General features: G+C 58.9%; 12 protein-coding genes. 3 read left to right on the forward strand and 9 right to left on the reverse strand.

From position 1 onward, the window contains the following. Position 1: 1 nt before the first annotated feature. Genes V6936_RS00460 through hcaE form a run of 7 tightly spaced genes read right to left on the reverse strand, consistent with a single transcriptional unit; the run spans position 2 to position 6,215 of the window. Positions 2–856 carry an alpha/beta fold hydrolase gene (locus tag V6936_RS00460; protein ID WP_003803253.1) on the reverse strand — a complete coding sequence of 285 codons (855 nt, stop codon included), beginning with the start codon at positions 854–856 and terminating at the stop codon, positions 2–4. 32 nt (positions 857–888) lie between these two features. Then, a complete protein-coding gene (locus tag V6936_RS00465; RefSeq protein WP_003803255.1) occupies positions 889–1,836 on the reverse strand; it encodes a 3-carboxyethylcatechol 2,3-dioxygenase in 948 nt (315 codons plus the stop codon). A 19-nt stretch (positions 1,837–1,855) separates the two neighbouring features. Next, a complete protein-coding gene (gene hcaD, locus V6936_RS00470; protein ID WP_336579239.1) occupies positions 1,856–3,151 on the reverse strand; it encodes a 3-phenylpropionate/cinnamic acid dioxygenase ferredoxin--NAD(+) reductase subunit in 1,296 nt (431 codons plus the stop codon). Continuing rightward, entirely contained in the window at positions 3,151–3,966 is an 816-nt protein-coding gene (gene hcaB, locus V6936_RS00475) for a 3-phenylpropionate-dihydrodiol/cinnamic acid-dihydrodiol dehydrogenase (RefSeq protein ID WP_003803259.1), read from the reverse strand. Before hcaB ends, hcaD begins: the two co-directional genes overlap by 1 nt. Beyond that, a complete protein-coding gene (gene hcaC, locus V6936_RS00480; protein WP_003803262.1) occupies positions 3,963–4,283 on the reverse strand; it encodes a 3-phenylpropionate/cinnamic acid dioxygenase ferredoxin subunit in 321 nt (106 codons plus the stop codon). Before hcaC ends, hcaB begins: the two co-directional genes overlap by 4 nt. Before the next feature lie 28 nt (positions 4,284–4,311). Continuing rightward, entirely contained in the window at positions 4,312–4,860 is a 549-nt protein-coding gene (gene hcaF, locus V6936_RS00485) for a 3-phenylpropionate/cinnamic acid dioxygenase subunit beta (RefSeq protein ID WP_003803263.1), read from the reverse strand. Then, complete coding sequence (gene hcaE / locus V6936_RS00490) at positions 4,857–6,215, reverse strand: 3-phenylpropionate/cinnamic acid dioxygenase subunit alpha (protein WP_003803265.1); 1,359 nt, start codon at positions 6,213–6,215, stop codon at positions 4,857–4,859. Before hcaE ends, hcaF begins: the two co-directional genes overlap by 4 nt. Positions 6,216–6,600: 385 nt before the next feature. Here hcaE and V6936_RS00495 point away from each other — a divergent pair, with 385 nt between their 5' ends. Beyond that, the gene (locus V6936_RS00495; protein WP_003803266.1) at positions 6,601–7,554 is read left to right on the forward strand and encodes a LysR substrate-binding domain-containing protein; all 954 of its coding nucleotides are present in this window, start codon (positions 6,601–6,603) and stop codon (positions 7,552–7,554) included. Positions 7,555–7,686: 132 nt separating this feature from the next. On the opposite strand, the gene dbpA is transcribed toward V6936_RS00495, so the two are convergent. Beyond that, on the reverse strand, positions 7,687–9,087 hold the full coding sequence (dbpA, locus tag V6936_RS00500) for an ATP-dependent RNA helicase DbpA (protein WP_442892556.1): 1,401 nt from the start codon (positions 9,085–9,087) through the stop codon (positions 7,687–7,689). A gap of 171 nt (positions 9,088–9,258) precedes the next feature. Continuing rightward, entirely contained in the window at positions 9,259–10,047 is a 789-nt protein-coding gene (locus V6936_RS00505) for an IclR family transcriptional regulator (protein WP_230406188.1), read from the reverse strand. Positions 10,048–10,355: 308 nt separating this feature from the next. On the opposite strand from V6936_RS00505, the gene V6936_RS00510 reads away from it, so the two are divergent. Beyond that, positions 10,356–11,831 carry an NAD-dependent succinate-semialdehyde dehydrogenase gene (locus V6936_RS00510; protein ID WP_003803274.1) on the forward strand — a complete coding sequence of 492 codons (1,476 nt, stop codon included), beginning with the start codon at positions 10,356–10,358 and terminating at the stop codon, positions 11,829–11,831. 103 nt (positions 11,832–11,934) lie between these two features. Then, positions 11,935–13,233: an ABC transporter substrate-binding protein gene (locus tag V6936_RS00515; protein WP_131070808.1), complete on the forward strand. Its 1,299-nt coding sequence runs from the start codon at positions 11,935–11,937 to the stop codon at positions 13,231–13,233. Positions 13,234–13,298 lie beyond the last annotated feature (65 nt).

Here is a 13,298-nt window from a genome sequence, read left to right on the forward strand (position 1 = left end):
CTCAACGCTCCAGGAAATCCAGAACCAGCTGGTTGAATTTCTCGGCATGCTCCCACTGCGCCCAGTGACCGCACTGGTTGTAGACGTGCAGCTCGGAGTTGGGAATGCCTGCCAGCAGACGCAGGCCGGTATCGAAAGGTACAACCCGGTCCTGACGGCCCCAGATGATCAGGGTAGGGGCGGTGATGCTGGGTAGACGAGGGCTGAAGTCGGGGAACTGGCGGGGATTGGCTTCCAGGGACTTCAGGAAGTTGTCCAGGTGGTCCTTGCGGCTGAGCATATTGTTCAGACGGGCCTGCAGCAGCTCGTCGGTCAGCACGCTGGCGTCGAATACGAACACATTGTTAAAGCGCTTCAGGTTCTCCAGCGTGGGTTCGCGGTACAGACCGTTCAGCAGCTTGATGCCCTCGCTGGGCATGGGGGTAAACAGGCTCATGCCACCTGTGCCGCCGCCCATCAGAACCAGCTTGGCCACGCGCTCGGGCCAGGTCAGGGCAAAGGCCACCGAGCTATGGCCGCCCATGGAATTGCCCAGCATGTGAATTTTGTCTATGCCCAGCTGGTCAATAATACTTTTCACCACACGGGCGTTCAGGTCGGAGCGCGAGCCGCTGTTGACGATGGAATCGCTCTTGCCCCAACCAGGACAGTCGATCAGCAAAACGCGGTAGCCAGCCTGGGTCAGCGGCTCAATATTGCGATTGAAGTTGGCCCAGCCGGTAGCACCGGGGCCCGAGCCGTGCAGCATGACAACCGTCTGTTCGCCCTGACCCAGATCGTTGTAATGGATGCGCAGTTCCTTGCCTTCCTCGACCACGGTCGCGAAACGGCTGTAATCAGATTCATTCAGACTCATGACAATCTCCTGGTATTTTTGGGTGGTGGATTTCAGTTCTTGCGCGGATGGGCGGACAAGCCGCCAAAGCCGGCAATCCACTCGGGAATTTCTCGGTAATAGCGGTGCGCCGCTTCATAGGGGCCATAGGCCGACAGACCCGCGAAAGCAGCCACCCAGGTCTTGACTTCGTGGGCGCTGCGGCCTGCCAGGGCGGACACGTCGTCGTTGGCGACCTCATCGAGCTGGGCATAGCTTTGCGTTTGCAGCAGATCCAGAAAGTTCTGGTCCCATTCGGGGTTGAGCGGATGCAGAACAGAAGGGTCCCGGGTGAAGGCTCTGCCAGCATCGATCGTGCGTTGTGTGCGGGCGGCACGGGCTTCGGGCGAGAGCGTGTAGCCTTCGCCATCCAGCGAGCGTCGCACGGCATCGGGGGCTTCGGCGTAGACGGGGACGGGAGGTTGATGCGACAAGCCGCCCGAACCGATCCACAGCACACGCTTGCCCGTGGAGCGGGCCCATTGGCCGATGGCCTCGCCCAGCAAACGGGCACGTTTGAAGGTGGGCAAGGGGGCTGCCACCGCGTTAATGAAAACGGGAATGACCGGGTAATGGTCCAGACTGCCCACCAGATGTTCCAGCGGGTAGGCGGCACCATGATCCAATTGCATATCGTGTGAAATGGCTACGTCCACGCCGCTATGGATGACATGGGTGGCACATTCCGTGGCCAGCTCGAAGGGCACGTCCAGGCGTCCGGCCAGGCTGTCAAAGTCGCCAATCGCATGCGCGCCGGTGCCGATGCAAAAGCTGGGCATGACGTTGTAGAAAAAGCCGTTGAAATGATCAGGGGTGAACAACACGATCAGATCAGGCTTGAAGGCAGCGACCCGTTCGCGGGCCGCTTTTTGTACCGCAAACACTTCGTCCAGGACGGCTTGGGCCGGATCGTGATGACCCAGCAAAGGCGTGTGTGAAAGACACTCCAAGTGTGCCAGCATGTCAGTCTCCTGATTCTGATTATGGGTGTGCAGGGGCAGCCGCCTCGTCCGTCAAGGCGGCATTGGTGGCTTGGCTGCGTGTGGTCTGCGTGATTTGTTTGGCCAGATGGCGCAGGTTCTGGGCAGTGTCGTTCCAGACCTCCAATGGGAGGACGGCGCGGTGTTCGATCAGCTCTTTGAGCGGGCGCATGTCGCGGCCTTGGTTGACGGTGATGGCGCCGCAGATGGCACCTTCCGGGTCCAGGCCAATCAGGACAAAGGGGGGCATGTCCAGTGTGCCGCGCAACACCCAGTGGGCAGCGGCCATGTCTCCGGCAAACTGAATGTTCAGGTCGCACTGATCGGTCCAGAACCAGGCAGGGCAGGGCTTGGCGTGTTCCTGGTTCAGCATGTGGCAAACGGCCATGCTGGCCTGCCGATTGGCGTTTTCCCAGGTCTCCTGTCTTTGCCAGCGGCCATCCAGACCGATTTGCACCGTAGTGTCGCCCGCCGCATAGATATTGGGCTGAGAGCTTCGACCATGCTCGTCAATCACGATTGCACCCTGCTCGGTGTGCAATCGCGCACTGTCGGCCAGACGGGTGTCAATGCTCACGCCCACGCCATAAATCAGCAGCTCACCTTGCAGTTGTTCGCCATTGTCCAGCGTCAGTACCACGCGCTGCTGATCGTTCAGTCGGGCGTTGTGGACGCGGGCACCGAGGTGAAAGCGCACGCCGCGAGCCTCATGCACGGACTGTAGATACTGACTGAGGACTTCGGGCGCGTTGCGCGACATGATGCGGCTGGCCGGATCGATCAGTTCCACCGTGGCACCCAAAGCGACCAGGCTGGATGCCAGTTCCAGGCCAATGACACCGGCACCGACCACCAGCACATGGCTGCCAGGTTTGAGCTGAGCGCGAATGCGGTGGGCATCGTCCAGGGTGCGCAGAACATGCGACACCGATCCCAACGCGTCCAGTTCGGGCAGGCGTCGGGCTTGTGCCCCAGTCGCCAGCAAGAGGCTGTCGTATCGCAGGGTTTCGCCGTTGGACAGGGTGATGCAGCCTTGCTGAGCGTCAATCGCTTCGGCACGGATACCCAATTTCAGGCTGATGTTCTGTTCGCTGTAAAAGCTGGCCGGATGCAGGTTCAGCTGCACATTGTCCGGGTCCAGCAAGGCGTCTTTTGACAGGGGTGGGCGCTCGTAAGGTAAGTGAGGTTCCTCACCGACCAGGGTGATCTGTCCGGCAAATTCTCGGCGGCGCAGTTCAGCAGCAGCCGTGGCACCGGCCTGTCCCCCGCCCACAATTACAATATGAGGTGTCTGCATCACAGCTCCAGTCCACCGGCCACATTGCGTATGCCGCGTACTCCCAGACCTGCGTCGGCATTGATCATGACGCCGGTCAGTGTCTGGTTGTTCTGGCGCGAGGCCAGTAGCACAAAGGGGCCGGTAAATTCTTCAGGTTCAGGAAAGAATTGCAGGGGCAGGATCGCTTTGATGGCCTCGGGCGAGCGCGAGTCCATGATGCGGGTATCTTGCTGGCCCAAGGCTTGGGGGCCACGCAGATCGGTTTTCATACCGCAAGGGCCTACGCCATTCACACGAACTTTAGGGGCCAGTTCAAAAGCCAGTTCGCGGATCAGACCGACCGCGGCATGTTTGCTGGCGGTATAAAGCGGGCCACCGCCTTCGGCGTAAAAGGCCGAATTGCTCAAGGTGAAAATCATGCTGCCGCAGGATTTGACCAGTTCGTCGGCAGCGGCCTTGGCACCGAGCAGATAGCCTTTGACGTTGATGGCAAAGAGCTCGTCAAAGCCTTTGTCCAGTTGCTCCATACTGGTGTTGATCAGCCGTGCGCCGTGGTCCCAGACCGCAGCATTGCCAATAAAGCAGTCCAGCTTGCCAAAGCGGGCCACCGTGGCCTTCACGGCGTTCTGGTTGTCGGCTGCGCTGCACACATCACCCTGGACGGCCAGCACCTTGCCGCCGAATTTCTGTTCCAGATCAGCGCATTTTTCTGCCGAGCGCTCCAGCACGGCCACGGATGCGCCTTCTTTCAGAAAGCGCTCTACCAATGCCAGACCCAGGCCGGAGCCGCCGCCGGTGATCAGGGCCACCTCGTTTTGCAGCCAGCCGTTCATGCCTGGGCCTCCAGATCGATATAAACCATGCCTTCGCTGATGATCACCGGATAAGTGCGTAATGCTTCGGTGGCCGGCTGGCACAGGGCAGCGCCCGTTTTCAGACAAAAACGGGCAGCGTGCAGCGGGCACTCCACGGTGCCGTCGTCCTCGATATAGCCTTCGGACATGGACGCGTTGCCGTGTGTGCAACGGTCATCCGTTGCATAGAAGGTGCCATTAATATTGAACAAGGCAATCTGGCGGTCGGGGGTGTCTATCTTCAGTGCCTCGCCATCGGCCAGGGCACCGGTTTCACATGCGGTAATGCGTGTCATATCAATCAACATCGGAAGGTGAGCGGGGTCAGAACAGCACGCTCAGGTTGTGGGATGTAATGACGACTTGATCCAGAACGATCTCGCGTTCATACAGTTCCCAGCCAAAGCGGTTGTCTGCGCGACGTACATAGTCCAGGCGCTTGCCGGCGTACCAGGTTTCGTCCTTTTCTTTCTGGGCGCGGTACAGGATGTAGTTGCTGCGGATCTGGTAACCCTGCCCGTCAGCGGTGGGCCGGATACGCAGATTGCTGACAAAGTGGCGGGTGCGCGAGGGCGGCTCCTCCGCCCAGGCCATCCCGGTTTCCAGACGAGCGACGCGGCGTTCCAGCTGGAATTTGTTGTCGTTGAAAATCCAGGTGGTGGGCGGCTGTACGCTGCGACGGCGGTCACGGGTTTGCGCATTGGTGGTGCTGCGCATGTGGTAATGCACGTCCTCGGACAGCAGATCCAGCCAGTCGCGAAATTGCCAGTCGTCCAGCAGTTCGGCTTCCATGTAAAGGAAGTCGGCAATTTCGTGATGCACGTGCATGTCGACGATGGCGGTTTGGGTCGGTTCTTCAATGACGGCGCTCATTTCACCAGCTCCTCTTCATAGACACGGCTGCGCTCCAGCACTTCATCCCAGGTCTCGGACACCATCAGGTCGGCCCAGTACTTGTACAGACCGCGAGCGGCTGTTTCAGAGAAGATGTAGTTGGTGACGCCCGGCACGCCATCGCTGCGCAGACCTTCGTTGCCCAGGCCCATTTCCATGCACAGCTGGGTGTTGCGTGCGCGCTTGCCGCGCAGGATTTTCTGAATTTCAGCCCAGTTCTCGGAGTCGTCCTGCTCCAGGAAACCGGCGGGGCCAAAGGCGCGGGTGGCGCTGCGCTCAAAGGCGGCCTTCACATCGTCGGGTGCAGCGGCATCGGCAATGCAAAATGCCCAGACTTCCACCTGGTTCGGGCCACGTGGATGCCAGACGCGCAGCGTCGCCGTGCCGTTCAGCCAGCTCAGGGTGGGGAACATATTGTTGTGACCGGCCAGACGCAGGGCACGCACCTCGCCCAGGCGCTCGTGGGCTTCGGCATAAGTGTCGCGAAAGTACTGCGACACTTCACCGTCCACCCATACGTTGGCATCGGGCTGCTCGGTAAAGAAAAAGCCACTGCCATGGCCGCGTTGGCCATATTGAACGGCGTCCTTGGCGGTTTCCCACACCGGGCGTGCGGTTTGGCCGGCACCCAGCGCTTTATCCTCGTCACCCGGTTTCTGGCCCAGCACTTGCACGGCAGAAGCGTGCGAGAACAAGGCGTGATACTGGTCGGATGCGAACTGTTCAGCGGGGAACTTCCAGTTGCACTCGATGGTCCATTTCTGAACACCACCGATGATTTCGGTACCGCCTTCGCGCCGGTCCAGCACTCCGTCCAGGTACCAGGCAATGTCGCCCATGTACTCTTCCAGATCGGGAGCGGTGGCGTCCCAATTGCCAAAGACCAGGCCTTTGTATACTTTGACGCGGGTCACTTCCTGCAGACCCCACTTTTCCTTGCACAAGCCTTGCGGATAGGCGCGCGGCTCCAGCGGTACATCCACCAGATCGCCGTTGGTGCCATAGCTCCAGCCGTGGTAGGGACAGGTAAAGGCTTTGGTATTGCCCGAGTCGGCATAGGACACGCGCATCGAGCGGTGTCGGCATTGGTTCAGGAAGGCCTTGATCGAGCCGTCTTTTTGACGGACCACGATAATCGGGTCTTCACCCATATAGGTATTGAAGAAATCTCCCGCTTTGGGAATCTGGCTGGTATGACACAAAAACAGCCAGGTACGGCCAAAGATGCGTTCCAGCTCCAGCTCATAAATATCCGGGTCGGTGTAAATGGAAGGGGTAACGCGTCCATTACGCGCATCGACCAAGGCTTCGATTTTTTCAGGGTTGATTCCCATCGCTTGCTCCTCGCTATTGCAATGCGTGCTTTTGCAAAACAGGTTTTTGTCGCCAAGGGCAAAATGTAGAAGCTTGAAATGAATCCGACCAATACTTGCTTTAGATCGGGTGATCGGCAAAGCCGATAAGTCCGGCTTAAGACCCTGGTTTGGGTAGGGTCTAAGGGCGAGGTCCAGTATTGATGCGGGTTTGAGAGGGGTTAGGGTTTACGATAGGCATGAATGCTGCGATGCAGCATTCAACCTGGGGGCTGATTTTGAAGGCCGTAGAGCAGCGACAATAGGGCTTGCAAGACGGGCTGGCCCGGTGGGAGAACTGCTGGCCGGACCAGACCCTGTTCGGGTTTGAGCCGGGCAGGCGTGATCAATTTGACAGGAGACAAACTTGGAATTGCGACACTTGCGTTATTTCGTTGCCGTCGCGGAAGAGTTGAATTTCACCCGTGCTGCGGAACGGCTCTACACTTCTCAGCCCTCTTTGAGTGAGCAGATCCGCAATCTGGAAGAGGAGATCGGTTACCCCTTGCTGAACCGTACGCGGCGCAAAGTTGAGTTGACGGAAGCCGGGGTGGTTTTCCTGGAGGATGCGCGCGAGATCTTGCATAAAGTGGAGCAGGCTCTGGTACGTGCGGGCAGGGTGGCTTCACAGGCTCGGGAAGTGCTGACGATAGGCTTTGTGCCTGCTGCAGAGGTGCGTATCTTCCCCTCTGTTCTCCCTGCCTTTCGTGCCGCCTTTCCACAAGTGGATGTGGTTTTGCGCAGCCTGACCTCCAATGAGCAGGAAGGAGCCCTGGCACGGGGAGAGCTGGATCTGGGTTTTATGCGCGGGCCGGTGCGCGCCACCAATGTCTGTAGCGAGGTCGTTCTGGATGAGCCCTTGCGGGTCTATTTGCCCAAAGGGCACCGTCTGGAAGCCTACAGCCTGATACCTCCCGCCCGCTTGAATCGTCTGCCCATGATCGCCGTTGACCGCTCTTACGGTCGGTCCATGCATGATGTGCTGGCCCGCTACCTGGCTCACCATAAAGTGGTGCCCGAGCATACCTACAACTCGGCCAACCCCTTGATGAGCATTAATCTGGTGGCGGCCGGGCTGGGTTATACCTTGTTGCCCACGTACGCGGAATACTTCATGCCCAAGAACGTGGTGTCACGCCCCTTGATTGGTGGCGGGCCGCGGTGTGAACTTTTTATGGCTTACCCTCGTGAGACAGGCTGCATGAGCGAGGCGGCTGTCAGCCTGATAGAACGCATACGGGAGTTGGCACGCTGGCATGGTTCGGGGCCGTCAGCAGCCAGTCATTTGAAACAGGCACCCAGCAAGATCGCCTGTCTGTGAAAGGCCTGGAGGGGCCGGGTTTCTGTCTGGCTGTGGCGGGGCGTCGCAGCCTTCCCAGCATGGCTTTGGGCATGAAAACAGCCCCCATTCGGGGGCTGCCTCAGTGTGGCGGGATCGCTGAGTAGGGACGACTTACTTATCTTCCACAAAGCGCATGCGGAAGCGGCGGCCCTTGATATTCGTTTCGGCGATCCGATCAAAGTATTGTCGGGCAATCCGGCGATCCAGCGCCACGTAGGAACGGGCATCGGTAATCGCAATCTTGCCGACTTGCTCACCTTTCAGCCCCACATCGCGGGTCAAGGCACCGAGCAGGTCGCCGGGGCGCAACTTGTCTTTTTTGCCGCCCTGAATTTCCAGCGTCATCATGGGCGCGCGTAACGGCTCTTTGGACTGAGGGCGCAAGCCTTTCAGGTTGCTCCATTTGACTTCGCTGCCCTGAAACTCCTCGATCAACTTCACCCAGCGCTGTTCGCTGCGCGAGACCAGATTCAGGGCCAGGCCTTTCTGATCACCACGACCCACACGGCCTACACGGTGGATATGCACTTCGCTGTCTTTGGTAACGTCCACGTTGATGACAGCGCCTAGATTCTGAATATCCAGACCGCGCGAGGCCACGTCGGTGGCTACCAGTACAGCGCAGCTCTGGTTGGAGAACTGCACCAGAATTTCGTCGCGGTCACGCTGCTCCAGATCGCCGGTCAGCGCCAGGGCCTGGATGTCTTCGGATTGCAGCTCTTCCACTACTTCCTGACACCGCACTTTGGTGTTGCAGAAAATCAGGGTAGAGGCGGGGCGGAAGTGCTCCAGCAAGGTCACCACGGCAGACAGGCGTTGCTCGGGGTGGACTTCATAAAAGATCTGCTCGATCTGACTGGCATCGTGCAGCGCCTCCACCTTGACTTCTGCAGGTTTATGCAAAAAGCGGGCGCTGAGCTTACGGATGTTCTCGGGGTAGGTGGCCGAAAACAGCAGTGTCTGACGGCGGGGAGGGCAGTGCGAAGCAATCGCCACAATATCATCATGAAAACCCATGTCCACCATGCGGTCGGCTTCGTCCAGAACCAGTGTTTTCAGGGCCGACAAGTCCAGATTGCCTCGCTCCAGATGATCCTGGATCCGGCCTGGTGTTCCCACTACCACGTGAGCGCCATTGCGCAAGGCTTCTGTCTGCGGGCGCGAGGGCACGCCCCCACACAAGGTCAGCATGCGCACGTTAGGAATCTGGCGAGCCAGACGGCGCAACTCGGTGGTGACCTGATCGGCCAGTTCGCGCGTGGGGCAGATCACCAAGGCTTGTGGTGTCAGTTTGCTGGGGTTGAGGGTTTGCAACAGACCCAGGCCAAAGGCGGCCGTTTTGCCGCTGCCGGTCTTGGCTTGGGCGATCAGGTCACGGCCTTGCAGAATCAGCGGCAGGCTTTGCTCCTGAATCGCCGTCATGTTTTCAAAACCCAGACTGTCGAGGGTTTCAAGCAAGGCGGGCAGAAGGGGAAGGGTACTGAAAGAGGTATGTGGCACGATGGGAGACATCAAAAAGAACTGCAAAATAAAGGATTTAGCGACAGTTTACCGTTTGCGGACCGATGGCTGGGAAATAATAGAAGGCAGTCCGAGCGGGGACAGTTGCCGATCATGATTCAAACAAAAAGGGGCGGCAGAAGCGGCCCCTTTTTGCAGCGCGTCGTACAGATCTGGATGCGCTTATGCTTTGCGCGATGCGCCCAGACGCTCCGAGAGGCGATTGGCCAGTTTACGCATGGCTTCCCCTGCACGGCGCTGGGCTGCCTCGTCCGCTTCCTGGGTGAGCAAACTGACCGCGACCCCGGCCACGGCAGCACGGTTATTGGAGTCGAACACCGCGGCTCCAAAACAGTGCATGCCATCCCGTACGCCACAGGCATCCACCGAATAGCCCAGGCGCTGCACGTCGCTGAGCTCCACCATCAATTCTTCCTTGTTGCGCGGGCCGTGCGCCGTCAAAGGGTCGGGCCAGGGATGATTCAGGGCCTGGTCCAGTTCCGGCGCTGGCAACGTGCTGAGCATGGCTTTACCGGTGGCGGTGTAGACCGCCGGCAGGCGCATGCCGGCGCGGAAGGTGAAACCCAGCGGCCGGGTCCCGTTTCGACAGGCAATGTAGACCACATCTTCACCATCCAGAATGGACAGGGTAATCGTCTCTTCCGGCAGGACGCGCATGTCGTCCCAGGCGGCAAAAAATTCCTGTGTCAGATCCAGCTGGGACAGGAACGCATTGGCCCAGCCCATGACGTGTGTGCCCAAGGTGAAACTGCCATTTTCCAGCTTACGGATCAGGTGCAGATCCAGTAGCGTGGTGCACAGACCATACAGGGAACTTTTGGGCATACCCAGACGTTTGACCAGGTCCGTAAATGACAGGGGCTCCGGTGAGGCCGCCAATTCGTCCAGTACGGTGACTGCGCGTACTACAGCCGGAACCAGTTTCTTCTCTTCCACTACGACTAACTCCATAACAACACACAGGAAGTCCAGTGAGCCCGGATGCACGGGTGCTGAACTCTGGAAACAGGGGTAAGGGACCGTCCGTACAAGGTGCAGCATCCCATAATCGAGCCGGCCGGACCAGACGTACAGGTCCTGCATTAGGCCAGATTTGCCGCTTTGATGCCAGCGCTCCATTGTGCCCTCAAACGCCCTAAAACAAAAAATACGGCGACTGATCTTATACGGGTAAACCCGTAAGCCGATTCGTTGACGACGCGTTTTTTCGGCTCCTATAATTCTACCAAGTTCACTATAAGAGAAACAGGTTCAGCATAATGAACAATATCGCGGCATCATTGATTAGCAAACTGAAGGACCCCAGCCTGGCCAAAGATCAGTCCTGGACCGCTCAGGGTTGGGTCAGCGCGGGGGATGGCAACACGTTTGCCGTTCTGAATCCGGCCACGGGTGAGTGCCTGGCCAATGTCGCCAGCCTGGCCACGAAAGAGATTGAAGCGGTCATCAGCGATGCTGAAGTGGCCCAGCGCGAGTGGAAGGCACGCAGCGGGCACGAGCGCGCCAAGCTGTTGCGCGCCTGGTTCGATGCGCTGGTGGCCAATGCGGATGACCTGGCCACCATCATGACCATGGAACAGGGCAAGCCCTGGGCCGAGGCTCGTGGCGAAGTGCTGTACGCGGCTTCCTTTGTGGAATGGTTCAGCGAAGAGGCCAAGCGCGTGTATGGCGACGTGGTCGGCCACCCCCAGGCGGACAAACGCATTGTGGTGGTCAAGCAGCCCGTGGGCGTATGCGCGGCCATCACCCCCTGGAACTTCCCGGCGGCCATGATTACCCGCAAGGTTGCACCCGCTTTAGCGGCTGGTTGCAGCATTATTGTTCGTCCTGCCGACCTGACTCCCCTGACCGCCCTGGCGCTGGCCGTCCTGGCCGAGCGCGTGGGTATTCCCGCGGGTGTGTTCCAACTGGTAACTGGCCAGTCCCGCGTGGTGGGTGCCGCCCTGACGGAAAGCCCTATCGTGCGCAAGCTGTCCTTTACCGGTTCCACCGAGGTGGGTCGTTTGCTGATGGCCCAGTGTGCTCCCACCATCAAGCGCTTGTCGCTGGAACTGGGTGGCAATGCGCCCTTCATCGTATTTGACGATGCGGATCTGGATGCGGCCGTTGAAGGCGCGATGGCGTCTAAGTACCGCAACAGCGGTCAGACATGTGTGTGTGCCAACCGCTTTTTAGTGCAGGACGGTATTTATGACCGCTTTGCCAAAGCCCTGGGCGAACGTGTGGCTGCCCTGAAAGTGGGTAACGGTATGGACGAAGGCGTAGAGCAAGGTCCGCTGATCGAGCAAAAGGCCGTCAATCGCCTGCGCGAACTGATTGATGATGCCGTTCAGAAGGGGGCCCGCGTTTTGCAAGGCGGCCAGCCCCATCCTTTGGGCGGTACCTACTTTGCACCCACCGTGCTGGGTGAGGCGACACCCGCCATGCGCGTGGCCCGTGAAGAATTGTTTGGCCCTGTGGCACCTTTGTTCCGCTTCAAAGATGAAGCCGAAGCCATCGCGATGGCCAATGACACCGAGTATGGTCTGGCTGCCTATTTGTTCACGCGTGACAACGCCCGTGCCTGGCGCATGGGCGAAGCGCTGGAATACGGCATGGTCGGCGTCAATACCGGTTTGATTTCCAACGAAGTCGCCCCGTTTGGCGGCGTCAAGCAATCCGGTCTGGGTCGTGAAGGCTCCCGTTATGGGATCGACGAGTACCTGGAAATCAAATACATGTGCCAGCAGCTGTAAGTTGATACATACCCGCGCCCCGCGCAGCGAAGGGGGCCGCTTTGCCGATAGCGCAGAGCGCCCCATCAGCAGAACCCCACAATAAGCTAAATAAGGAGACGTTATGTCTATCCTGTCTGCAACCCCACGCAAACTGACCCTGGCCCTGACGTTGGCCACGGCTGGCCTTTTGTCCGGCACGACTGCCCTGGCAGAAGAGGTCAAACCCATCAAGATTGGTGTGGTCACCTTCTTGTCCGGCGCGGCCTCCGGTCCTTTTGGCGTGCCTGCCAAGAATGCCGCTGAACTGACGGCTGCCCAGTTGAACGAAGGCAAGGTCCCCGCCCCTTACAACACCAAGGGTCTGGGCGGTGCACCGATTGAACTGGTTTTCATTGACGAGAACGGTGGTACTGCTAAGCAGGTCAGCGAATACCGCAACCTGGTTCAGCAACAAAACGTGGACATCGTGGTCGGCTACATCTCTTCGGGCGATTGTCTGGCCGTGGCCCCCGTTGCTGAAGAACTGAAAAAACTGACCCTGATTTTCGACTGCGGCACACCGCGTCTGTTTGAAGATGCCAGCTACAAATACGTGTTCCGTCCGGTGGCCCACGCCACGATGGACAACGTGGCCGCTGCCCGCTTTGTGCTGGAGCGCAACCCCGAACTCAAGAGTTACGCCGGTATCAACCAGAACTACGCCTGGGGTCAGGATGCCTGGCACGACTTTGAAGGCACATTGCAAGCGCTCAAGCCCGGCGTAGAAGCCAAGACCTCGCAAATGCCCAAACTGGGCGCGGGCCAGTACAATGCCGAGATCTCTTCCTTGATGGCGGCCCGTCCAGAAGTGATTCACTCCAGCTTCTGGGGTGGCGATCTGGAAGGCTTTGTGGTGCAGGCTCTGCCACGTGGTTTGTTCCGCAACACCCTGACCGTGCTGACTGCTGGCGAAACAGCAACGCACCGAGCCAACAACCAGATCCCCACAGGCACCATCATTGGCGCTCGCGGTCCACACGCTGCGTTTGCCCCTGACAATGAATTGAACCGGTGGTTGCGTGCCAGCTACCGCGAGCAGTTCAATGCGGACCCCAGCTACCCTTCCTACAAGATGACACAGACGTTGCTGGGTTTGAAAGCCGCTTATGAAAAAGCCCAGGCTGCCAACGACGGTAAAACACCGTCCACCGAACAAGTGATCAGTGCTTTCGAGCATCTGACCTTCGAGAGCCCATCGGGTGATGTCAGCATGTCCTTGGGCAAAGGCCACCAGGCTGTTCAAGGTACGACCTTGGGCGTGGTGAAAAACGACAAGGGCGTGATCAGCTACACCGATCTGCGTCACTTCAAACCTGAAGAAGTGACACCGCCCGAAGGCGTGAAATCCATCGACTGGATCAAGGGCGGCTTGAAGCACTGATACGGACAGGCGTCCTGACAAGGACGCTGCTCTGAACCTGAGGGCCTGCAAGACCTTGTTTTGTA

Source organism: Alcaligenes sp. CHO6 (assembly GCF_037120595.1).
Taxonomy (GTDB): domain Bacteria; phylum Pseudomonadota; class Gammaproteobacteria; order Burkholderiales; family Burkholderiaceae_B; genus Alcaligenes; species Alcaligenes ammonioxydans.

Bases quoted from the DNA above. Each gene is read 5' to 3' on its own strand.
- V6936_RS00460 (WP_003803253.1), bottom strand. From the start codon at position 856: ATGAGTCTGAATGAATCTGATTACAGCCGTTTCGCGACCGTGGTCGAG.
- V6936_RS00465 (WP_003803255.1), bottom strand. From the start codon at position 1,836: ATGCTGGCACACTTGGAGTGTCTTTCACACACGCCTTTGCTGGGTCAT.
- hcaD (WP_336579239.1), bottom strand. From the start codon at position 3,151: ATGCAGACACCTCATATTGTAATTGTGGGCGGGGGACAGGCCGGTGCC.
- hcaB (WP_003803259.1), bottom strand. From the start codon at position 3,966: ATGAACGGCTGGCTGCAAAACGAGGTGGCCCTGATCACCGGCGGCGGC.
- hcaC (WP_003803262.1), bottom strand. From the start codon at position 4,283: ATGACACGCATTACCGCATGTGAAACCGGTGCCCTGGCCGATGGCGAG.
- hcaF (WP_003803263.1), bottom strand. From the start codon at position 4,860: ATGAGCGCCGTCATTGAAGAACCGACCCAAACCGCCATCGTCGACATG.
- hcaE (WP_003803265.1), bottom strand. From the start codon at position 6,215: ATGGGAATCAACCCTGAAAAAATCGAAGCCTTGGTCGATGCGCGTAAT.
- dbpA (WP_442892556.1), bottom strand. From the start codon at position 9,087: ATGTCTCCCATCGTGCCACATACCTCTTTCAGTACCCTTCCCCTTCTG.
- V6936_RS00505 (WP_230406188.1), bottom strand. From the start codon at position 10,047: ATGGAGTTAGTCGTAGTGGAAGAGAAGAAACTGGTTCCGGCTGTAGTA.
- V6936_RS00510 (WP_003803274.1), top strand. From the start codon at position 10,356: ATGAACAATATCGCGGCATCATTGATTAGCAAACTGAAGGACCCCAGC.
- V6936_RS00515 (WP_131070808.1), top strand. From the start codon at position 11,935: ATGTCTATCCTGTCTGCAACCCCACGCAAACTGACCCTGGCCCTGACG.